The organism is Mycobacterium rhizamassiliense, assembly GCF_900157375.1.
Classification (GTDB): Bacteria; Actinomycetota; Actinomycetes; order Mycobacteriales; family Mycobacteriaceae; genus Mycobacterium; species Mycobacterium rhizamassiliense.
Window position 1 is genome coordinate 25,656 of sequence record NZ_LT721901.1, and the last position, 20,051, is coordinate 45,706.

The 20,051-nt window shown below is 61.9% G+C and carries 17 protein-coding genes and 1 pseudogene; 5 read left to right on the forward strand and 13 right to left on the reverse strand.

The features are described from left to right. Nucleotides 1-53 precede the first annotated feature (53 nt). Nucleotides 54-437 carry a cation transporting ATPase C-terminal domain-containing protein gene (locus MRAB57_RS00100; protein WP_077085750.1) on the forward strand — a complete coding sequence of 128 codons (384 nt, stop codon included), beginning with the start codon at nt 54-56 and terminating at the stop codon, nt 435-437. 299 nt (nt 438-736) lie between these two features. Here the strand turns inward: MRAB57_RS00100 and MRAB57_RS00105 are convergent, their stop codons facing one another. From MRAB57_RS00105 to MRAB57_RS28415, 5 genes are all read right to left on the reverse strand, one after another. Next, on the reverse strand, nt 737-1,531 hold the full coding sequence (locus MRAB57_RS00105) for a universal stress protein (RefSeq protein ID WP_077085751.1): 795 nt from the start codon (nt 1,529-1,531) through the stop codon (nt 737-739). Continuing rightward, nucleotides 1,528-2,277 carry an SRPBCC family protein gene (locus MRAB57_RS00110; protein ID WP_342743330.1) on the reverse strand — a complete coding sequence of 250 codons (750 nt, stop codon included), beginning with the start codon at nt 2,275-2,277 and terminating at the stop codon, nt 1,528-1,530. The genes MRAB57_RS00105 and MRAB57_RS00110 overlap by 4 nt, the downstream gene beginning before the upstream one ends. Nucleotides 2,278-2,897: 620 nt before the next feature. Continuing rightward, a complete protein-coding gene (locus MRAB57_RS00115; protein ID WP_077085753.1) occupies nt 2,898-4,559 on the reverse strand; it encodes an HAD family hydrolase in 1,662 nt (553 codons plus the stop codon). 234 nt (nt 4,560-4,793) lie between these two features. Further along, entirely contained in the window at nt 4,794-5,228 is a 435-nt protein-coding gene (locus tag MRAB57_RS00120) for a CBS domain-containing protein (RefSeq protein WP_077085754.1), read from the reverse strand. 148 nt (nt 5,229-5,376) lie between these two features. Then, entirely contained in the window at nt 5,377-5,709 is a 333-nt protein-coding gene (locus tag MRAB57_RS28415) for a hypothetical protein (RefSeq protein WP_157900533.1), read from the reverse strand. A 301-nt stretch (nt 5,710-6,010) separates the two neighbouring features. Here MRAB57_RS28415 and MRAB57_RS00130 point away from each other — a divergent pair, with 301 nt between their 5' ends. Beyond that, the gene (locus MRAB57_RS00130) at nt 6,011-6,898 is read left to right on the forward strand and encodes a universal stress protein (protein ID WP_077085755.1); all 888 of its coding nucleotides are present in this window, start codon (nt 6,011-6,013) and stop codon (nt 6,896-6,898) included. A 30-nt stretch (nt 6,899-6,928) separates the two neighbouring features. Next, nucleotides 6,929-7,741: a universal stress protein gene (locus tag MRAB57_RS00135; protein WP_077085756.1), complete on the forward strand. Its 813-nt coding sequence runs from the start codon at nt 6,929-6,931 to the stop codon at nt 7,739-7,741. Between the two features lie 36 nt (nt 7,742-7,777). Here the strand turns inward: MRAB57_RS00135 and MRAB57_RS00140 are convergent. The 4 genes and pseudogenes from MRAB57_RS00140 to MRAB57_RS00155 form a co-directional block, all read right to left on the reverse strand. Continuing rightward, nucleotides 7,778-8,401: pseudogene (locus MRAB57_RS00140) on the reverse strand (phosphoketolase family protein); the annotation flags it as partial. Between the two features lie 604 nt (nt 8,402-9,005). After that, a complete protein-coding gene (locus MRAB57_RS28420) occupies nt 9,006-9,287 on the reverse strand; it encodes a hypothetical protein (RefSeq protein WP_157900534.1) in 282 nt (93 codons plus the stop codon). Between the two features lie 631 nt (nt 9,288-9,918). Continuing rightward, on the reverse strand, nt 9,919-10,515 hold the full coding sequence (locus MRAB57_RS28425; protein WP_157900535.1) for a hypothetical protein: 597 nt from the start codon (nt 10,513-10,515) through the stop codon (nt 9,919-9,921). 229 nt (nt 10,516-10,744) lie between these two features. Next, on the reverse strand, nt 10,745-11,215 hold the full coding sequence (locus MRAB57_RS00155; protein ID WP_083743251.1) for a hypothetical protein: 471 nt from the start codon (nt 11,213-11,215) through the stop codon (nt 10,745-10,747). Nucleotides 11,216-11,612: 397 nt separating this feature from the next. Here MRAB57_RS00155 and MRAB57_RS00160 point away from each other — a divergent pair, with 397 nt between their 5' ends. Continuing rightward, the gene (locus MRAB57_RS00160) at nt 11,613-13,991 is read left to right on the forward strand and encodes a phosphoketolase family protein (RefSeq protein WP_245835771.1); all 2,379 of its coding nucleotides are present in this window, start codon (nt 11,613-11,615) and stop codon (nt 13,989-13,991) included. Nucleotides 13,992-14,127: 136 nt separating this feature from the next. Next, nucleotides 14,128-15,408, forward strand: a complete 1,281-nt coding sequence (locus MRAB57_RS00165) for an NRAMP family divalent metal transporter (RefSeq protein WP_077085760.1) — start codon at nt 14,128-14,130, stop codon at nt 15,406-15,408. A 344-nt stretch (nt 15,409-15,752) separates the two neighbouring features. Here the strand turns inward: MRAB57_RS00165 and MRAB57_RS00170 are convergent, their stop codons facing one another. The 4 genes from MRAB57_RS00170 to MRAB57_RS00185 form a co-directional block, all read right to left on the reverse strand. Then, on the reverse strand, nt 15,753-16,067 hold the full coding sequence (locus MRAB57_RS00170; protein WP_157900536.1) for a hypothetical protein: 315 nt from the start codon (nt 16,065-16,067) through the stop codon (nt 15,753-15,755). Nucleotides 16,068-16,540: 473 nt separating this feature from the next. After that, nucleotides 16,541-18,040: a bifunctional aminoglycoside phosphotransferase/ATP-binding protein gene (locus tag MRAB57_RS00175; RefSeq protein ID WP_077085762.1), complete on the reverse strand. Its 1,500-nt coding sequence runs from the start codon at nt 18,038-18,040 to the stop codon at nt 16,541-16,543. Between the two features lie 57 nt (nt 18,041-18,097). Continuing rightward, complete coding sequence (locus MRAB57_RS00180; RefSeq protein WP_077085763.1) at nt 18,098-18,988, reverse strand: universal stress protein; 891 nt, start codon at nt 18,986-18,988, stop codon at nt 18,098-18,100. Between the two features lie 117 nt (nt 18,989-19,105). Beyond that, nucleotides 19,106-20,014, reverse strand: coding sequence for a universal stress protein (locus MRAB57_RS00185; RefSeq protein WP_077085764.1), 909 nt, complete (start codon nt 20,012-20,014; stop codon nt 19,106-19,108). Between the last annotated feature and the right edge of the window lie 37 nt (nt 20,015-20,051).

Consider the following 20,051-nt stretch of genomic DNA (forward strand, 5'->3'; position numbering starts at 1 on the left):
GTCATCTGGCACCCAGGTGTAAGCACAGCCGGGCTGCACACATGAGACGTGTTTTGCCTCAGCCTGTCTCGATCGCAGATCTGGCCGTCCGGGTCTTAAAGGCCGCGTGGCTGGGCATCGTCGCCTGCCAGATCGGCACCGCGTTCGCCGCACGCACCGATCACGCGTCGCTGCGCGCGATTGGCGTACTCAGCAATCCGGCGCTACTCGTCGGCATCGCGGCGGAGATTGTGTTCGCCCTGACGCTGGTGTACACACCGTTCCTGCACTCGCTATTCGGCACCGCCGCACTGTCGGCCGGGCAACTCTTGCTGGTAGTCCCGTTCCCGTTCATCGTGTGGGGCGCCGACGAATTGCGCCGACTGTCGCGTCGACGCCCTGCACACCGGCGCACACCCGGTCCAACGGTGCAGACCCGAGCTGCCAGCGACGGCTAAGACCAGTCCGCACGCCACCCGTGCGATACGCAAATCGCATCGTGTCTTCCCCACTTTGGCCGGAATCACTTGGTATCGCGGCGCTGGCAAGGCCATGGCCCAGCGGCGAATCTCCAACACCTCGCTCATGGCTCGCCGCGGGTGGGTTTGGGAGTCAACTCGTCCGGAGGTTCGATGCCTACGCGGATCAAGGCCTGAGGTACCGCTGCGGGACCAGTCGTGAGATCCGAGTCGGTGGCCTAGCTCCGGCGTTTAGGCGAATTCGTCTGCCAAGCAGCATATTTCATCGATATTGGCACTTATCCACGGACGACGAGAACTGAGCATTCGGGGTGGCGGAAGAGCGGATGTCCAAAAGGACCGATTAGCCGCGCTAGCTGATCGGCCTCGGCGCCACTGATCACCGCGAATTGAACTCGCTCGTCGTTGGTTCTCAGGAAGCTGGCGATGGCGTGCTTGGTAGTGATCGGGTAGACGCGCACCTCGGGATGGCGCTGCCGCCAATCCTGTACCCGACGTTCGAACTCGCTGTCGGCATGTTCGGTGAGTTCCTCGGGTCGGCCTCCAAGGACGAGCATCGGCGCGCTGCGCAACTTTGCCTCCCACACAGCATATTCGACGACGGCGTCGTTGCCGGGTGCGTCGGTCATCCGCACCACGATCCAGTTGATGTCGGGCGGTGGCTGGTCGGATTCGGTACGTAGGACCGCGACCGGGCAATGCGCCTTCTCAGCGAGCTCGGTTGCCGTCGAACCCAAGATCGAGCGGGCATAGCGCCCGATCCCGACGGAGCCGACGCAAATCATCTCGGCATCGCGGGATGCCTCCACGAGCACCAGGCCGGCCGGACCACGTGGGATCTCGGTTTCGATCTTGACCAGCTTTCGGCTGGCCTCAACCGCGAATTGCGCTTCGCGAAGCGATGTCTCGGCATGCGCGAGATCGCGCGAGTAGTCGTCCGAGGATGGATGCGTCTGCTTGAGAACCGAGACGAGACGCAACGGGACACCGCGGCCAATGGCCTCATCGACACCCCACAGCGCGGCCGCGATCGCCGCTTGCGAACCATCGATACCCACGATGATCGGTTTCATCGTCCGCGCTCCTCTCTAGAGCTTTCCCCGAACCAACGGGTGCTATCGATCCGGTGCGGGATCACCCAGCGTTGGAATAGTTGTCCGCATCGTGACGATGCGCGGTCATGCCTGGTCCCGGCTGGGCGGGCCGAGGATTCGACAACTGGCCGCGGTTGTGTCGAGGGCAACCGCTCGACCCGGCGCTTGAATTCAAACAAAAATCTGCGCGTCGTCAACGCGACCAACAACCTGGCCAGCTCCATGACGACCACTTCGCCAAGGTGGCGCAAGCCGATCCGTACTCGCACAAGGAGTCGGACACGGTCCTCCCAATGCGGCAAGACATGGACCGACAACACCACGTCCCACAGCAGGCGTGGTCGCGTGGCCCTCAGCACAATGCGCTTTTCGGGCTCGATCTCCTCGACGCACATCCTCAACCCGTCCCTGAGCCCCATCCAGCCCTTAGGAGCCAGGCGCACAACGTCCCCTACTTCAAGATGTTGCGACTCCGGACGGATACGCCCGGCGTCCTTCCGGTCCTGACCCATCTGCGCTAGCAAGGCCCAGACTGTTGATTGCAGCGAATCGATGTACACCGCCTCGGTCACCTGGACAACGGGATCACCGACCAGTGCGTCGCCAGGCAGCTGCAGCAGGCACTCTTCCTTGGTTGCGCCCCAATTCCGGTAGTACTGTCGCGCGGCATAGAGCACCGCAACGAGCGCCACCGTTCGCGTGATCGGTCCTGGGACCTTTGCCATGGCGCCAAGTCTGCGTCTGCACTGCGCGGCGTACCAGGGCCAATAGTCCTCGGCGGCCACGCCGATATGCCCGCACCCTATGCCAGCAGATGTGAACAGCGCGCTTGCTATTCCGGCTCGGCGTTCCTACGGACACGACGTGCGGCCCCTGCACTGTCGATGACTTTGGGCCCTATCCGCAATGTGTGTGTGACGAGACAATGACCGGGGCCATCACGCCTCGCGGCCGGCACGACATCGCGGACGGATCGCTGCGGGCGCCCACGCGGCCCACTAAGCCCTGGCATCCCGCTAATCGCTCAAGCCTGGGGCAAGAACCACCGCTCCGAGACTAACGGCACTATCGATCCATGCGCTGCGGTGCTGCCGTGATCGTCGTTTTCCCAAGCCGGGCTGGCAGGATCGGTAAACCTGTTCCTCGGGTCAAGGGCGTTGGACTTCGATGGTCGTGCCGATGCAGGAGCATTGCGTTCGGCTTGCCGGGATTCCGGTGGGGCAATAGCAGCAATGATGAAGTGACGGAATGTATTTCGAGTAACCCGGGCCATATCACGCACACCCTATGCAGGGCTGCGCCGGAGCCGAACTGGCCGAAAGCAATGGCGGACTTGCCTGCTCGTTCAGTCGAGTTGCTCATCTACGGGTAGATACCGTTGCTCGACCGCGTGGATGAGTTGGTGGCGTATGCGTTCCAGCTCGACGGCGCGACGCGCCAGTAACTCGTCCTCCCAGCCAGCCACCTGTGTTGCGAGCTCCTTATCGGCGATGGTGCCACCAAACCAGCGAGAAAAGTCGCCGCGTTCGAGATGGTACTCAAGTGCGCGCTGGTCGAGATGCCTTACTGCAGTGCTAAAGTCGCGCATAGTCGCGGCTGGAGCGATAGGTTGGCCGCCGCTGACGTGGAAGTAGAAGTGCCGCTCTTGGGGCAGGCGGATATCGGCATACTTGTGCCAGTGTCGTACGTGGGTGGTCTCACGATCTGCGATCGTGAACCCACGAGCCGGCCCGGAACCGAAACGTATGGTGGCCCGCCGTCGGGAAGCGATGTCTGCCGAAGTTTCGGCGTTAATGAGTGTTAGCACGACGTCACTGCTGTCGATCTCGTGGGCAGGCAGTGAGGCCGGGGCGAATGAGGACAACACATAGCCGCCTCGGCGTGCCCAGTGCGCTTGCTCATCGGTGCCGAGCAGGTGGGCCTCGTCGTAGATCACCCAGTGTGGGAATCCGTACCGCTCGCGGTGCGCCTCGACGGTCGACCGCAGGCGATGCACGTAATCGACCTTGGTTGGCTCGGCCACTCCCGACATGTCCACCACCACGCTGGAGTACGGATGCAGCGTGTTGACCAGTTCGGCTGGCTCGGGAAGATAATGGCCGGCGTCAACGACCTGGACCTGGTTAAACTGCTGCAATTGCACGTGATCGCCTTCAGGGTCGAGGACAAGAACGCAGTAGTTGGCCAGGATCCATCGCTCGGCCATCAAGCCAACTACATAGCTCTTTCCCGACGCGGCGGGTCCGGTAACCAGGATGCGGCCTTGGCTTCCCGGTATCCGGGTCGAGGTTGTGTCATCAAATGTTCCGATGTCGACCCACCGGCGTGGTGGGCACCAGCGTTGTGCCCCGTTGAGATACGGGCCGTTCAACAGCTCGACGACACCGGCGCCGTCCGGTTCGTCAAGGACAATATCGGCCTTTCGCCGAACTGACGGGACACCGTCGGCCACAGCTGCGCCGATCTCGGCGATAGCGAACAATGATAAGTCGTTCTCGGCATCGCCCACCGCCACGGTGTTGTGCGGAGACAGGTTCATCTCCGCCAGCATTTCCGCCAGTCCGGTGGCCTTGGTGATGCCTGCCGGCAGCACCATGAGGGCAGCACGGTTTCGGGTGATCTGGTAGTCGAGCCCGAGCTGACCGATTACCTCGACGACGGTCGCGGCGTGCTCGCCGTCAACGGCGAGCAGCACCTCGCCGCGTCGGTACGGCACCCCGCGATCACCGAGCGCCTGAGCAAGGCCGCCATCCACCGGAGGTGCCAACGCGTGGGCTCGTCCGTCGATCACGATCACCGCGCCGTTTTCGAGCACCATCGCGTCCACGTGGCCGGCTATCTGTGGGAACTCAGCCTGCAATTCAGCTCCGATGCGGCCAGAGACAAGCACAATCGCCAGGCCGTTACACCGGGCCTGCCCGATCGCCTCCATGGCATGCGGCGCTATGCCGCCGCCCGACGTAAGCGTGCCGTCGAAGTCGATCGCGACCACCTTTAAAAACGCCACAGCGTCACCCTTCCGTTGCCGATAACGGTCCAACAGCCCGGCGCGCGGCCTAAAGCGCCTAGCCAACCGACCCGTGATATCGATGCTGCAGCATTCTGGACCAGCGAGGGCACCGCAGCCGATCTCTTGCCGAATCACCATCAACGTCGCGGGATCTGGGCCGCCGGCGTCGGATCCCGGCCTGACTGACCCGACAACCCGGGACGATCGCAGCGCCGGGGGCGTGGGCCCGAGTCAGTGGCTGGTAATGGCTTGCTGCGAGCAGATGGCCCTCAAGAAGTCGACGATGGCTTGTTCGGGAAGGTGTCGTGCGATGTCAGCTTCGGTGACGATGCCGACCAGCCGGTGGTTGTCGATAACCGGCAGCCGGCGAACCTGATGGGACTCCATCACGTTCAGCATCTCTTCGACGCTGGCTGTGGCATCCACGTGGTAGGTGCTGCCCTGCGCGAGTTCACCGGCCGTGACGGCACCAGGATCACGGTCAGCGGCAAGGCATTTGACGACGATGTCGCGGTCGGTGACCATACCGTGTAGCTGGTCATCGTCGCCGCAGATAGGTAGGGCTCCTACACCCAGATCGCGCATATGTTGGGCTGCGGTGCTGAGGGTTTCGTGTTCTCCGATACAGCTAGCTCCGCTATGCATGATGTCTCGCGCAGTGACCATGACTTCTCTCCTTAGTGACTTCTCTTAATCCGTCGGTTCCCCGACATTGCTGAACCTATGGCCAGTAGCGCGCAGTTCTGTAGGGCCGTTAGACCTTTCGTGTGATAGATGATTCGGTTAGCCGCGCACCACCAAAACCGAGCACAAGTCAACAATCGACATTGCGGCGCAGCCGGGCTTCGGCAAATCCGCGTTCAATAATCACAGCATCTTTGCTGAGCGTGATTCGCTGATCAAGCCTGGCCGTGGTCCCGCACGACAACGGCTGCCTCAACTTTGACCGTCGTGCCAGCCGCCGCCACAGCCGTCGCGGCGGCGCGAAATAGCGGTTCAGCCTCGGCGATCTGGATCCTGTACCCGCGCGGGTGAGCAGCCGCGACGTCGGCGGCGTGAACCAGTCGAAGTGGCACATCCCGGCGATCGCCTCGTCAGTGGCCCACAGGGCAGCAGAAATAGCCGCATCTGAGCCATCGATGCCCACGAGGACCGACAGAGCGCATGTGGGTCGGTCATACCTGTCTCGGTAATGGTGGACGTCGCCAAATCAATCTCGCGCATGGGCGGCCCCGGTAGGAACACGTTCCACTCCGGGGCCCACGCCGGCGTCGCTGCTTTCCCAGAGCCGTTCGACCCCGATTCGCCGGCAATGTCACTACGGGCACCGAGTGCGGTCGGCAGCATCGCACGGACAAGGGTCCTACGACCGCGCGATTGAGGACTAACGCCCCATGACCGGCGAGTCGACGCGGGCTAGCGTTCCTTTTGGACCGAGAGGGAGCGAAATGTCAGTACAGGCCAAGGACTATGGCATCATCGTCGGCGCCGACGGATCACCCGCATCGAATGTCGCCGTCTGTTGGGCGGCGCGTGACGCAGTGATGCGCCGTATACCGCTAACCCTGGTTCACGTCGTCAATCCCGTGGCTTCAACGTGGTCGCAGGTCCCGCCGCTAGACGATTTTGCGGTATGGAACGAAAACGAGGGTCGCAGGATCCTCGCTGACGCATTGAAGATCGCCCGTGATACCGCGAACGATAATCCGCCGATTGCAATCAAGAGCGAATTGATGTTTTCGCACACCGTCCCGACGCTCGTCGACCTGTCCAAAGGGGCCGAGCTGCTGGTCGTAGGCACCTACGGGCGCGGAGCATTGGCTCGCGGTTTGCTCGGTTCGGTCAGTGCTGGGCTGGTGCGGCACGCCCATTGTCCGGTCGCGGTCATCCGCGACGAGGATCCGCGAATGCCGCATCCCGCACAGGCTCCCGTACTCGTGGGAATCGACGGCTCGCCAGCCTCAGAACTTGCCACGGCAATAGCGTTCGACGAAGCGTCGCGTCGTCGCGTCGACTTGATAGCGCTGCACGCGTGGAGTGACACGGAGGTTTTCGAACTTCCGGGTTTGGACTGGTCGGCGGTAAAGGCTGAAGAAGAGCGCATTTTGGCCGAGGGGCTGGCGGGTTGGCAAGAACGCTATCCCGACGTGACCGTGACCAGGCTCCTCGTTTGTGATCGGCCAGCCCGCGCGCTGGTCGAAACATCTGAATCCGCACAGCTTGTCGTCCTCGGGAGTCACGGACGTGGTGGCTTCGCCGGCATGCTCTTAGGTTCGGTCAGCAACGCTGTCGTTCAATCCGTGCGTATGCCGGTAATCGTGGCTAGGCAGTCGTAATCCCTTTTTCCCGACAAAGCAGGGCATGCGATGAGGCCTACGGACTGTGCTGGTCCGATCGTAGTTGGAATTGACGGGTCGACTGCCGCGATCAACGCGGCTCATTGGGCTATCGATGAAGCGATCGGCAGAGCAATTGCGCTGCGGCTGGTTCAGGTCGTGCGTGCCGAGGCGGCATCAACCGCCGGCGGCGAGGATGACGATTTGGCAACGCAATACGCCGAAACAGCGCTTCATGCGGCTCATACCGCAATCCTGGCCAGCGGCAGGCCGGTCAAAGTCGATACGGCAATTCGTCGCGGCGACGTTGACCTCACCTTGATCCAGGAGTCTCGCGGCGCAGCGATGATCTGCGTCGGGTCGGTCGGGATTGGACATGTGGCCAGCCGGCTGCTGGGGTCCAGTGCGGTAGCCCTGGCCAAGCATGCGCACTGCCCCGTCGCCATCATCCGCACCGACGGCGAACCGCCGCATGGAAAGAAAATTGTGGCAGTCGTCGATCGCTACCCTGACAGCGATGACGTCATACACCACGCCCTTGATGAAGCGCGACTGCGGAGGGCTCCCGTCCTGGCACTGGGGGTAAGGCGATGGAAACTCGGGGGGATTTCCGAGCAAGAACTTGATCGACGACTCGGCAACTGGCTACCGCGCTATCCCGATGTGACGGTGGACAAGTGCATCACCGACACTGCAACCGAGTACCGGGTGACACGAAACGAATCCATCCAATTACTTGTCACCGGCAGGGCTGACGCTAACAAGCTAAGCCGGCTAATCGGTCCTCACGGCTACGCACTGCCTGCTTACCCAAACTGCTCGGTCCTACTGGTGCGCCGCTAACAATCGAGCAGATCGACCGAGGTCCACCTTGATGCCCGGGTAACCGTGGAAGGCGAAGATGATGTGTTTGTCGGTGGTGAACAGGGTGTCGTAGTCGCGGTCGCTCAGTCCATGTGGGTGTTCGCTGGCCGACTGCAACCTCATCAGGTCCACCACGTTGACCGCCCGGATCTTCAAGTCGGGCAAGTGTTCCCGAAGGATCGAGACCGCGGCCAGCACTTCGAGGGTCGGAGTATCGCCGCAGCACGCCAGGACCACGTCCGGTTCGACGCCGCGGTCGTTTCCGGCCCATTCCCAGATGCCGATGCCCTCGGTGCAGTGGACCACAGCGGCGTCCATGTTCAGCCATTGCGGCATCGCGCGCTTCCCGGCGACCACGACATTGACGTAGTGACGGCTGCGCAGACAATGATCGGCCACCGAGAGCAGGCAATTGGAGTCCGGCGGCAGATACACCCGCACGATGTCGGCTTTCTTATTCACCACATGGTCTAGGAAGCCGCGGTCTTGGTGGGTGAAACCGTTGTGGTCTTGCTGCCAGACATGAGATGAGAGCAGGTAATTCAGCGAGGCGATATCGCGGCGCCACGGTAGTTGCGCGGTGACCTTGAGCCATTTGGCGTGCTGGTTGAACATCGAGTCGACAATATGGATGAACGCCGCCTCGTCGTTGAGCGCGATGACGTCGCGCAAAAAAGCGCCGAGCACACCAGCGCCCTTACTTGGGCCGGGCTCATCGTCTCGGGCACCACGATGGTGTCGTGCCGCACGTTCGAGGCATCGGCCATAGCGCCAGGCTGCGGCAAGTGAGGGCTTCCGTTTCCCGACGACACGCGCCCTCACACAACCGTGATCGACACGTGCTCGACCTGCGACGCAACCACCGCCACTCGCCATTGACCATGCCAAACGGGCGCCCAAGGCAACCGCGAGGACACCAGTTGGCGGCGGCTTTCACTTGCTTGCCCGGCGTGACCAACTCTCCGGGGTGGGTGAGATATATTGTGCGACATCATGATAACGGCGCAATTTTCCGTGGATAGTCGTCATTATCCACGTGCAAGTAGTAGTCACGGGCCAACAGGATCCGTCGCTCGCGAGTCGGGTCTTTGGCAAACGGCGGGCCGACGACCATGGAACCAAGCTGGACAAATTTCGCTGGCCGCCAGCTGATCAATCTTCGGCTGCCGTCGACACGTTGCGCATCGCAGCTTGCCCACCGTGCAGGTATCCACCGTCACCTAATTCCCCCGAAGGGCTCCGCTCAGGGATTCAGGCCATGCACTGCGAAGAACTGCTTCCATTCCTGCACGCAGCGGCGAGCAAGGTCGAGCGCATCCTCTGTGCCGCTTGCACAACCGGTCCACCGCGCCCAGTCGACATCGACGCGCACGGTGCCGTCACCGTGAGTGTGTCCGATCCTGGCGGTTATGGGGTCCTGGTTCTTACCGAAGGGTTGGCGCAAGGCACCTAATGCGACGCCGTGCTTTTTGGTCTGTGCCACACCATCACCAATCCCCAGCGCGGGATAGGCCAGGTCGTGCACCGCCGCTTCGCGACACTCACCCCGCTGAACTCCTCTTCATCCAACCAGTCGGCCAGCTCCCGTAAGTACCCGAACAAGTCCTCAATTTGTCGGTCCAGCTCGTCACCTGTGATGACATTCGCGGAATACACAGTCTGCAGCCGTTGGATGCCGTACGCGATCTCTCGCCACTTCTGCCGCCAGTCCCTGCCTGGCGGGACCTCGACTGGGCTAGTCAGAGCGCCGCCGCCGGTAAAGGCTCCATCAGCGAAATGGGTCTCGTGGCCACAGCCAGCGCAGCGGTTATCTTCCAGCGGAAGGTCTAGCGGTGCGCCGCATTGCCCGCAGTGAGCACCTGTCGCGCCGTCACAGTAGGTCGCGCGCCTCAGGCTTCTGGCAACCGCTTGTAGGCATGGAGACGTCGGTATCCGGACGTCCACATCTATCCCGTGACCACAGGCGCCAACGTCACGCGTTTTCTGAAGACGATCGATGACCTACTCCCGATGGCCGTAGTTGGTGCCGCCGACGCTGGAGAACTCGCGCGGATCGTTGGGCCGGAAGACCATCCCGTCTTCCGCCATACCCATTCCTCATTGCTCATCATCCGCGAGTGAACAGGTGCCAGCTGTGATTCGACCGGCAACGAGTGTTAAACGTTAGTCAACGTCTGATCGATGATGTCCTGCGCGGTCCGCATCTGCTTATTCGCCCGAGCCATCAGCGACAGGAATTCGCCGTCATAGTCTCCGGGCGAGCCGGCCACCGCTGTCAGGCACAAATGCGCGGCGAAAACGAAATCCTTGATCGCAGCGTGCAATGCGGCAGTCAGCTTCGGATTGGGGCTGGGTAGGCGGCTCAGCATCCCAATCTCCGCAGCATCATGCACATGCTGGCATGCCGCCGCTAACGCGCCAGGCCTGAAGCGGCTGAAAGCTTGCTGAACGTCATCTGACGCGTTCCGCATATCAGTGAAGTCTTTTTCCGCCCCTGCCCACCATTGTTGCAACGCCGTCACGCTGGACGTCGCCGGACCCGACGAACCGTTATGCCGCGTGTGGTTTGCAACGGCCACGCTCGCCGCCCCACCGACGAACAGAGCAATGAGTAATGCTCCGCCGATGAACAACTTAGCCCGGCGTCTCGACTTGGTTCTGGCCGGCTCGGATCCCGGTCCGAACGGGATCCCGCCCCGCCCAGTTGATTCCCCGTCGGACGGGTTCGGATACTCATCGACGTAACTCACCATGCTGCTTCTACCTTCGGGGATTAGTTCCCAAAATCTGTCGACGCTATGCGCGACGGTCCCGGGGAGCGAGAGTCGTTTAGCCCTCAGGTAGGGGCATTTGGTCATGCCTGTCAATGTGAAGGCGGCGACCTGAGCACGGTCGTCGCCTTCGCCGTCGGCACACCGGCTGGTCAGGCGACCGGTTTACGGGGACCGGTCCGGGGGTCATTGCGTCCAACTCGATAGTTGGTCAGGCAGCGCGCGGCAAATCGCGCGGTGGACGAGCCGCACCGCGTGATATCGGCTGGCTCGCGGCGGGGATCCAGCCGATGACGGTCAGATACAGCCCGACCAGGGCGACGATCACCGTGCCCACCTGCCACCAGGGCGCGACGCCAACGGCGTTGTGCCCCATGGACAGATAGGCGTGCGGAAAGGCCATCAACGCCAGGCCCTTGAAGGCGGTCAGCCATCCCAATAGCGACACGATGGTCGCGGCAGCACCGCGCCAGTAGGGGTGCAGGACGATAACGACTAGGCCCATCGGCAGCACGAATGCGCCGGTGACCCATGGCCACACAGAGTCTGCGTCGAATTGCGCCAGCAGTGTGCTCATGTAGGAGGCACGTGCCACCATCGTAAGCGCGGCAACGATGAGGTAGGGCCCGAGCACACGGGCGAACAGGCCTGTGCGGGCTTGGATCTGCGGTGACGAACTCATTGATGTATCTCCCTTCGGGGCGTCATCGGACAGCGATGACAGTGGTGTTGACATCGTTGGGATCCTGAAATCCCATGGGTAATTCGATCCGCTTACCGCGGCCCAACGATAGGGACTGACGTCCCACCCGCGTGGGACGTTGGTCACTCGCTGCGGGGACCTTCTCACCGACGTGGACACGCGCAGGGGGTGCGGGGGTGCGTGGAATGCCCGGCCACTGCGCCCGAATCACCCGTGGCCCCCGCTGTCCGTGGGCATGCCACAAGGCAAGCGGGCATCAGCGCCCGCATACGACCGCGCCGTAGATCGCCTGCGCGGCATTCCTAGGGACTTTTGGCAGCGGTTTGAGCGTCTGTCGGCACTAGGTGCGGCTCCGGCTATGACTGACAATTACGCAATGACAGTGCTGAAATCCGACGAACTGAACCTGATCGACGAATACTGGCGCGCGGCCAACTACCTGTCGGTGGGCCAGATCTACTTGCTGGACAACCCGCTCCTGCAGGAACCACTGGAAGCCGAGCACGTCAAACCCCGATTGCTTGGACACTGGGGCACCACCCCGGGGCTCAACCTGATCTATACGCACCTCAACCGGATCATCCGCAAGCGCGATGCGAACGTCATCTACATCACGGGACCCGGCCACGGCGGGCCGGGCCTGGTCGCCAACGCGTACCTGGAGGGAACCTACAGCGAGGTGTACACCGGGATCGGGGAGGATTCTGAAGGTATGCGGAAGTTGTTCCGCCAGTTTTCCTTTCCCGGCGGTATCCCCAGCCACGTGGCCCCGGAGACACCAGGCTCCATCCACGAGGGCGGCGAACTCGGTTACGCCCTGGTGCACGCCTACGGCGCTGCGTTCGACAATCCGGATCTGGTGGTGGCCTGTGTGATTGGCGACGGTGAAGCCGAAACCGGTCCGTTAGCCGCGAGCTGGCATTCGAATAAGTTCCTCAATCCGGTTACCGACGGGGCGGTCCTGCCGGTGCTGCATTTGAACGGGTACAAGATCGCCAACCCGACGGTGTTGGCGAGAATTCCTGCAGAGGAACTGGATTCACTCCTCCGCGGGTACGGCTACCTGCCGATCACCGTGGAAAGCGATGACCCGAAAGTTGCGCATCAGCTACTAGCGGCCGCGCTTGATGAGGCTTTCGACCTGATCGCGGCGATCCAGCAAGCCGCTCGCTATGACGGTGCCACACAGCGGCCAATGTGGCCGATGATCGTGTTGCGTACTCCCAAGGGCTGGACGGGTCCGGCGATCGTCGACGGTCTACAGGTCGAGGGGACCTGGCGCTCCCACCAGGTTCCGCTCGCGGAGACGCGCACCAACCCAGAGCACCGAAAGCAGCTGGAGGAATGGCTGCGCAGTTACAACCCGGAGAGACTCTTCGACGAAGAAGGAGCACTGCGCGCCGACCTTCGAGCTCTGGCTCCCGTCGGCAACCGCAGAATGAGCGCCAACCCACACGCCAACGGCGGTCTATTGCTCCGCGACCTCGACATGCCAGACTTCGCCGACTACGCAGTAACGGTTGCCGAGCCGGCTACCGAAACCGCTGAAGCAACAAAGGTCCTCGGCACCTTTCTGCGCGACATCATCGCCCGCAACGGCGACCGGTTCCGGCTGATGGGACCCGACGAGACCGCGTCCAATCGCCTGTCTGCGGTCTTCGAGACCACTGATCGCACATGGGCTGCTGAAACAATTGTTGGCGACGATCACCTTGCCGCCGATGGCCGAGTGATGGAGGTGTTGTCCGAGCACCTCTGCCAGGGGTGGTTGGAAGGCTATCTCCTGACCGGTCGCCACGGTCTCTTCAACTGCTATGAGGCATTCGTCCATATTGTGGACTCGATGGTCAACCAGCACATCAAGTGGCTGACTAGCAGCTCGCGCCTACCGTGGCGTCGTCCTATTGCCTCGCTCAATTACCTTCTCAGCTCACATGTCTGGCGCCAAGACCACAATGGCGCTTCGCATCAGGACCCCGGTTTCATCGACCACGTCGCGAATAAGCGACCCGAGGTGGTGCGTGTGTACCTCCCACCGGACGCCAACACCCTGCTGTCGGTGGCCGAGCACTGCCTGCGCAGTCGCAATTACGTCAACGTCGTGGTCGCGGGCAAGCAGCCGGCGCTGACCTACCTGAACATGGACGACGCAGTCAAGCACTGCGCGCGCGGTCTCGGGATTTGGCAATGGGCGAGCAACACCACCGGCGAGCCCGATGTCGTGCTTGCCTGCGCGGGAGACGTTCCGACGCTGGAAACACTAGCCGCCGTGGACATTCTGCGTCGCGAACTACCGAATCTGCAGGTCCGACTAATCAATGTCGTGGACATCATGCGGCTCCTGCCTGATTCAGAGCATCCGCATGGTTTGTCCGACAGGGAATTTGACTCGCTTTTTCCGACGACCACTCCGGTCATATTCGCCTACCACGGGTATCCATGGTTGATCCATCGGCTGACATATCGCAGGAACAACCATGCCCACTTCCACGTGCGGGGATTCAAGGAGCGCGGCACTACGACAACACCTTTCGACATGGTGATGCTCAATGACCTAGACCGGTTTCACCTTGTCATGGATGTCATCGACCGCGTCGACGGGCTGGGCGATCATGCCGCTGAGCTTCGACAACGGATGGTCGACGCCCGACTCGATGCTCGTCGCTACACAAGGGAATTCGGCGAGGACGACCCGGCCATCGCAAGCTGGGCATGGGACCATCAGTATCAAGCCGCTAGTCTGACGGGCAACTAAACGGAGTCGGTCGGTCGCCCGACACACGTCGCGAATCAATCGGTCAGGCGTGTCTGGTTATCGAGTGTTGGGCGGCTACTAGCGCGGCACGCACCGCCGGACCCAAACCGTCACTTGCCTGTGTCATAATGCAGGCGTGACGGTACGTGCCCGCGCCGCATCCGGATGGCGCATTCTGGGGCCGGGTTTCGTCACCGGGTCGTCCGACGACGACCCATCGGGCATTCAAACGTATAGCCAGACCGGTGCGCAGTTCGGCTACTCCCAGCTGTGGGTAGCAGCTTGGACCTACCCGTTCATGAGTGCGATCCAGGAGATTTGCGGGCGCATCGGCATGGTCACTGGCCGCGGCCTGGCTGCGGTGTTGCGCGAGCACTACTCGCGCCCGGTGCTCTATGTCGCCGTGTCGTTGCTGATGATCGCGAATGTCGTCAATGTCGGGGCCGACCTCGGCGCGATGGCGGCGACTGGGCAGCTGCTGATTCACTTGCCGTTTCTGGCTTGGCTGGCGGTGATAGTCGGGATCTCTTTGGCGCTACAAATTTTCGTGCCCTACCCCGCTTACGCCCGGTTCCTGAAATATGCCTGTCTGAGCCTGCTGGCCTACGTCGCGGCGGCGTTCATCGTCCACCATCCGTGGTGGCCAACCGTCGCGGTCAGCGCGATCATTCCGCATGTCGAGTGGTCGGGCGCCTACGTGCTGAATATCGTCGCGCTACTGGGGACCACCATCACGCCCTACTGCTTCTTCTGGCAGGCCGACCAGGAGGCGGAGGAGGACTTCGCTCGCGGGCGGATGAAGTTCTACGGCGCGGGTGTGCCGGTGGTGCTCGGAAGCGACATCCGCAATATGCGCGCCGACACCGCTGTTGGGATGGGCTTCTCCAACGTCGTGCAGTTCTTCATCATCTTGACCTGTGCGTCCACCTTGCACGCAGCCGGCGTTTCGACCGTGGACACACCCGATCAGGCGGCCTTGGCGCTGCGGCCGCTCGCCGGTGATTTGGCCTTTCTGCTGTTCGCAATTGGGATCATCGGCGTCGGCTTCCTGTCCGTGCCCACGCTGGCCGGCTCGGCCTCCTACGCGCTATCGGAGGCGCTGGGCTGGAAGGCCGGCCTCGGCTACACGTTCCGCGAGGCTCGCGCGTTCTACGTGGTGATCGCCCTGGCAACGCTTGTAGGCGTGGGCCTGAACTTCGTAGGTATTCCCCCGTTTCGGTTGCTGTACTACGCCGCTGCGGTTAATGGCGTGCTGGCACCACCTTTGATGGCGATGATCACGTTGGTCGGTAATAACCGGGCAATCATGGGCCGCCATGTCAATAACTGGTTTGCTAACCTCACGGGCTGGGCGATCGTCGTGATCATGGGCGTGTGCGCGCTGGCCTTGATCGGGTCGCTGATCGCCGACATGTAGGACGCGAGTGGCCGGGCGGCGTCGGCTTGGGCGCGGCGACCATGCGCTGTGCATTGGGCCGATGAGCAGCTTCTTCGTCCGACAGGACGAAGAAGCCGATAGCGACCCCGGCGTGCTGGACTTTCGATCATCGTCCTGGCCAGGCCGAGCCGCGTCGGCCCATAGGTATCTCGTCCGGACGGCTCAAAGGGTGCTTGACCCGAGCGGCGCTCTTGGCAAATTCATCTGTCGCACAGGGCAAGGCCGTTACATCGGCGAGGACGCGCAGCGATTGAGGCGAAGGTTAAAGCGGCTGCGGCAGGCTTCTGCGAGGTCGGCTGTGGTTGCCGGACGTACGGTCAACATCACGATGGCCTTCCGTTCTTACGTGCGTTGCCCAGCGCCGACTGCGCGTCAGTCTCACGTCGAAGGTAGCCGTAGACCGTTTTTTTGAGCTCGTCGAGTCCGTCGAGCAGTCCCCGGCCTTCGATGATCCAGTCGTTGAATTCACAATGGCGTCGCGGCGGTTGTCGCGCATACCAGTCGGCCAGGTGCAGCTCGTAGCAGGAGTGCTCGACCACGAGCGCCCGCAGTGCCGGATCGGCAAGCAATGTCTGGTCTGAAACCGAAGACAGCAGCGCGGGCAAATTGACGAAAGCAGGCGGTGCAATGTGAGGCATAGTCGATTAGTCCTACACGTTCGTCGGAGGCCGATTGCGGCCATTGCTCTAACTAAGATTTATGCAATCCGGCGACTGGCGCCATGGCCGAAAGTCCTTTCGCCTGAGCCGAAGGGCTCATGGTCGAAGCGTGTGCAGTATCCCCGCCGCCAATCATCGGTCGGCCCAGCGGTTGTGCCCCTTGCTGTCTTTTGGACTCGCGGTCACATCACAAATGGCGCACGGCAGCCCTTTGACGAAGCGGTTGAACCTGCGTTTGCGGCGCGACGAGCGGCTGACCATGACGCTCTGCATCGACGCCAGATAGCTGCTCCGCATCAATACGAAGCCCGGTGGAACCGGAAGGTCGGTATCGACAGCTCACCCACGCTGTCGCCCTACCGCCGGCCTCCTCGGTATCGCGAATACGCAAAGTTGATATGTCCGAGACATAACCTCAAACAGTAGTTTTCGATGACATGTCTACTCCTTGCCTAGACTGCTCGGCGCCAGACAGAGTGAGCCGATAGCACTGAGAGGTCGCGTCCCCGCGAGGTGTCCACGCGGTATGCGTCGTCCCAGCGGTCGCTTTGGGTGGCTAATTCCACCGCGATCTCCGGAGTCACGTCGGAGTTCCCAGGCCGCCGCGCCCTTATTCTCTGTGCGGCCGTGTCAATCGTGGCCACGCACATGAGTTCCACCATCACCGAGTGCGTTTCCGTCGCAAGGCACTGAGCGTGTGCACGCATTTGGGGATCACGCCAGGTAGCGTCGAGGATCACTGAGTGGCCCTTGCCTAAAAGCGCGCGGGCCCGGCGCAGCGTTACCTCATACACGGCCGTGACGTTGTCCGGGGTGTACAGTCCCGAGTTCATCACACCCGGATCTCCGTCGATCGCGCCCGATTCTCGTAGTTCTCGACGAACGTCATCGGTGGAGATGACCTGTGCTCCAACCTTTTCAGCAAGAGCCCGCGCGAGGGTGGACTTTCCGGTGCCCGGATTGCCACCGATCAGCGCTAGCCGAATGGCTCCGCTTTCCAGGTGCCGGAGCGCAATGTCCACATGCGCAGCGGCGTCGGCTTCAGCCTCCGTTTTTCCCTGCGACAGTCGCACGCAGTCAACCTTGGCTCTTACGACTGCACGGTACGCGATGTAGAAGTCTCGAAGTGACGGCGGTGCCGTGTCCGCCGAGTGTGCGACGTATTGTTCGAGGAAATACTCTCCAAGATCTTTGCGGCCCAGAAACTCTACGTCCATCGCAAGAAACGCGGCGTCATCGACGCGGTCGATGTAGCGGAGCTCGTCGTCGAATTCCAAGCAGTCGAGCAGAGCCGGTTCACCATCGACGCAAAAAATGTCGTCGGCGAGCAAGTCGCCATGGCCATCGACGATGTAACCTCCTTCGATGCGACTCGAAAGCAAAGCCGCACGCCCCGAGATAAATTCGGTGACTAGATGCTCAATTTTCGATACAGACGGGCTCGATACACCCGAAATCGTCTCGGCTGCATGCCTGTTCAATTCCGTCAGGTTCTCGTGCCAGCGTTGCTCGATCGCACTGAGTGTCCCCTGCTGACTGATTACCGGATCGCGCTCGGCTTGTTCGTGAAAGTCGGCCAGCACTTCGGCGATACGGTCGAGTAGTCGCTGGGCCGACTGGCCAGACCGGTCACCGGTCACTATGGACGCCAACCGGTCCTCATCGCGGTACCGTCGCATGACGACAATCGGTTCGGCTGGGCCGCCGGTGGGGTCGCTGAGGTGCGCGACTCCAAAGTAACTGTCGGGAGACAGCCGACTGTTCAACTTGACTTCCCGAAAGCACGCGCGCTCACGCTGCTCGAGCGTGCGGAAGTCGAGAAAGTCAGTGAAGACTGGCTTTTTCGCCTTGAACGCTCGGTCGCCGACCAGCACAACCATGCCCGTATGAGTTTCGTGCACATCGACGTAAGGCACCGCAGTTGTTCTCGACTCAACGAGCCTGTTCGCCATGACCGCCCCTTCGTAATTCGAAATCTGGTTGTCTTAGGTCGATTTCGCGGGGTCCACTTAGACCGGCCGCGCCACGATCACAGGCACACGGACTGCGTGTACCACCGCGTTGCTGACTGAGCCCAACAGCACGCCGGTCAAGCCGCCTCGGCCGTGGCTGCCCACCACCACCAGCTGCGCCGATTCAGACTGTTCGACCAACTCTCGAGCGGGGGACCGGTCACCGACAACGAGTCGATCAACTTTGACATCGGGATAGCGTTCTTGCCAGCCCGCTAGGCGTTCGTCCAGACTGCGCTCCGCTTCGGACTGTATCGCCGACCAGTCCAATCCAGGGAGGTCCAAATCCTCAACGGTGCGCCACGCGTGTAGCGCCTTCAGCACGACACCGCGACGCGACGCTTCTTCGAACGCAATGGCTGCCGCAAGTTCCGAGGCCGGCGAACCATCGATTCCCACCAGCACGGGCGCTTGCAGAGGGTGAGACATCAACGGGTCTTCGTCGCGGACGACGGCGACCGGACACTTCGCGCGCCGCACCACACCGGAGCTGACCGACCCGAGCACAACCCGGGCCATTGCGCCGCGTCCGTTATTGCCGACGACGACCATCACTGCGTCCTCGGACAAATCGACCAGCGTGGGCACCGGAGGTGAAAGCAGCAGTTGGCTTGCGATGTCGATGCTGCGGCATGTCTTGGCGGCGTCTTCGGCGATCTTGACCGCTTCTTCAAGGACCCGGCGCCCGTCGTCTTCCTGCCATAGCGCAACTCCGGCCGGCATCGGTATCTGAGGATACGTGGGCACGAATGTCTTGAGCATGTGGACAAGGGTCAGGGCGACGTTTCGCATAGCCGCGTCGCGCGCGGCCCAGCAGACGGCGAAATCCGATGCGGGCGACCCGTCGACGCCGACGACGATGCCGTAACGCTTTGTCGACAAAGACATTTCGTTTCTCCCTTGTTTCCGGTAACCGAAACACTATTGGCCCGATAGTCGTCGGTCATGAGGCTTTAGTCCCCAACCACGTGGCCGTCAGACCTTGTTGGTTCCCCCGGGTGGCGGTTAGCGTCGCCGGGCTACAATCACGGGGATGCGGGCAGCATGTGCAACGGCCGTACTGACTGATCCCAGCATCATCCCGGCGAATCCTCCGCGGCCGTGACTGCCGACAACTAGCAGCTGGGCTGACTTGGCCTCATCGAGCAGGTGATCGGCCGGATCGCCCCACATGATGCGGGGATGGACGGTGACGTCCGGAAAGCGTTCGCGCCAACCGGCCAGCCGCTCGGCGAGGTCTTTACTTGCGATCGATTGTTGCGCCGTCCATTCCATGCTCAACCCTTTTGACAGATCTGGATCTCTCCAAGCGTGTATGGCGACCAAGTCAACACGCCGGAATGATGCCTCGTCGAACGCGATTTCGGTGGCTAATTCCGAGGCGGGCGAACCGTCGATACCGACCACTACTGGCCGCCCGGAGTCCTTCGACCCTGTTGGAGCCCCGTCGCCGATCACCGCGACTGGGCAGTGCGCATGATGGATCAGGCCCGTACTGACCGAGCCGAGCAGGACTCCACGCAGACGGTGCTGCCCGCGGCGTCCCACAACTACAAGTCGCGCCTCTTTGGACAGGCCGACAAGTGTCGGCACGGGCACTGAAAAGAAGAGCTCACTGTTAATTGCAGGACAGCCATTTTCGCGAGTACTTTCTTCGGCGATTTTGATCGCATCCGCGATGATCTTCCGGCCTGACCTTTCCAATGCCGGGTCTTCCTCGGCGGGCAGCGGCAGAGGGGCATTAGACAAGAGCCATGGCGCCGGACCCCACGACGGTGTGACGACCACATGAACCACGGTGAGCGGCTCATTGCGCATCCTCGCCTCGCGCGCAGCCCACTGAACAGCCCTCTTGGATGATCGAGACCCGTCGACGCCGACCAATACGCCCGAATTCACTTCGTGACTTGACATTTCGTTCCTACTCTCAGCTAAACGTACTCAATCTGGG

Excerpts from the sequence above, each read along its gene's own strand:
- MRAB57_RS00105 (WP_077085751.1), bottom strand. The coding sequence starts at position 1,531 with ATGAAACCGATCATCGTGGGTATCGATGGTTCGCAAGCGGCGATCGCG.
- MRAB57_RS00110 (WP_342743330.1), bottom strand. The coding sequence starts at position 2,277 with ATGGCAAAGGTCCCAGGACCGATCACGCGAACGGTGGCGCTCGTTGCG.
- MRAB57_RS00120 (WP_077085754.1), bottom strand. The coding sequence starts at position 5,228 with ATGGTCACTGCGCGAGACATCATGCATAGCGGAGCTAGCTGTATCGGA.
- MRAB57_RS00130 (WP_077085755.1), top strand. The coding sequence starts at position 6,011 with ATGTCAGTACAGGCCAAGGACTATGGCATCATCGTCGGCGCCGACGGA.
- MRAB57_RS00135 (WP_077085756.1), top strand. The coding sequence starts at position 6,929 with ATGAGGCCTACGGACTGTGCTGGTCCGATCGTAGTTGGAATTGACGGG.
- MRAB57_RS28425 (WP_157900535.1), bottom strand. The coding sequence starts at position 10,515 with ATGGTGAGTTACGTCGATGAGTATCCGAACCCGTCCGACGGGGAATCA.
- MRAB57_RS00155 (WP_083743251.1), bottom strand. The coding sequence starts at position 11,215 with ATGAGTTCGTCACCGCAGATCCAAGCCCGCACAGGCCTGTTCGCCCGT.
- MRAB57_RS00160 (WP_245835771.1), top strand. The coding sequence starts at position 11,613 with ATGACAGTGCTGAAATCCGACGAACTGAACCTGATCGACGAATACTGG.
- MRAB57_RS00170 (WP_157900536.1), bottom strand. The coding sequence starts at position 16,067 with ATGCCTCACATTGCACCGCCTGCTTTCGTCAATTTGCCCGCGCTGCTG.
- MRAB57_RS00175 (WP_077085762.1), bottom strand. The coding sequence starts at position 18,040 with ATGGCGAACAGGCTCGTTGAGTCGAGAACAACTGCGGTGCCTTACGTC.
- MRAB57_RS00180 (WP_077085763.1), bottom strand. The coding sequence starts at position 18,988 with ATGTCTTTGTCGACAAAGCGTTACGGCATCGTCGTCGGCGTCGACGGG.
- MRAB57_RS00185 (WP_077085764.1), bottom strand. The coding sequence starts at position 20,014 with ATGTCAAGTCACGAAGTGAATTCGGGCGTATTGGTCGGCGTCGACGGG.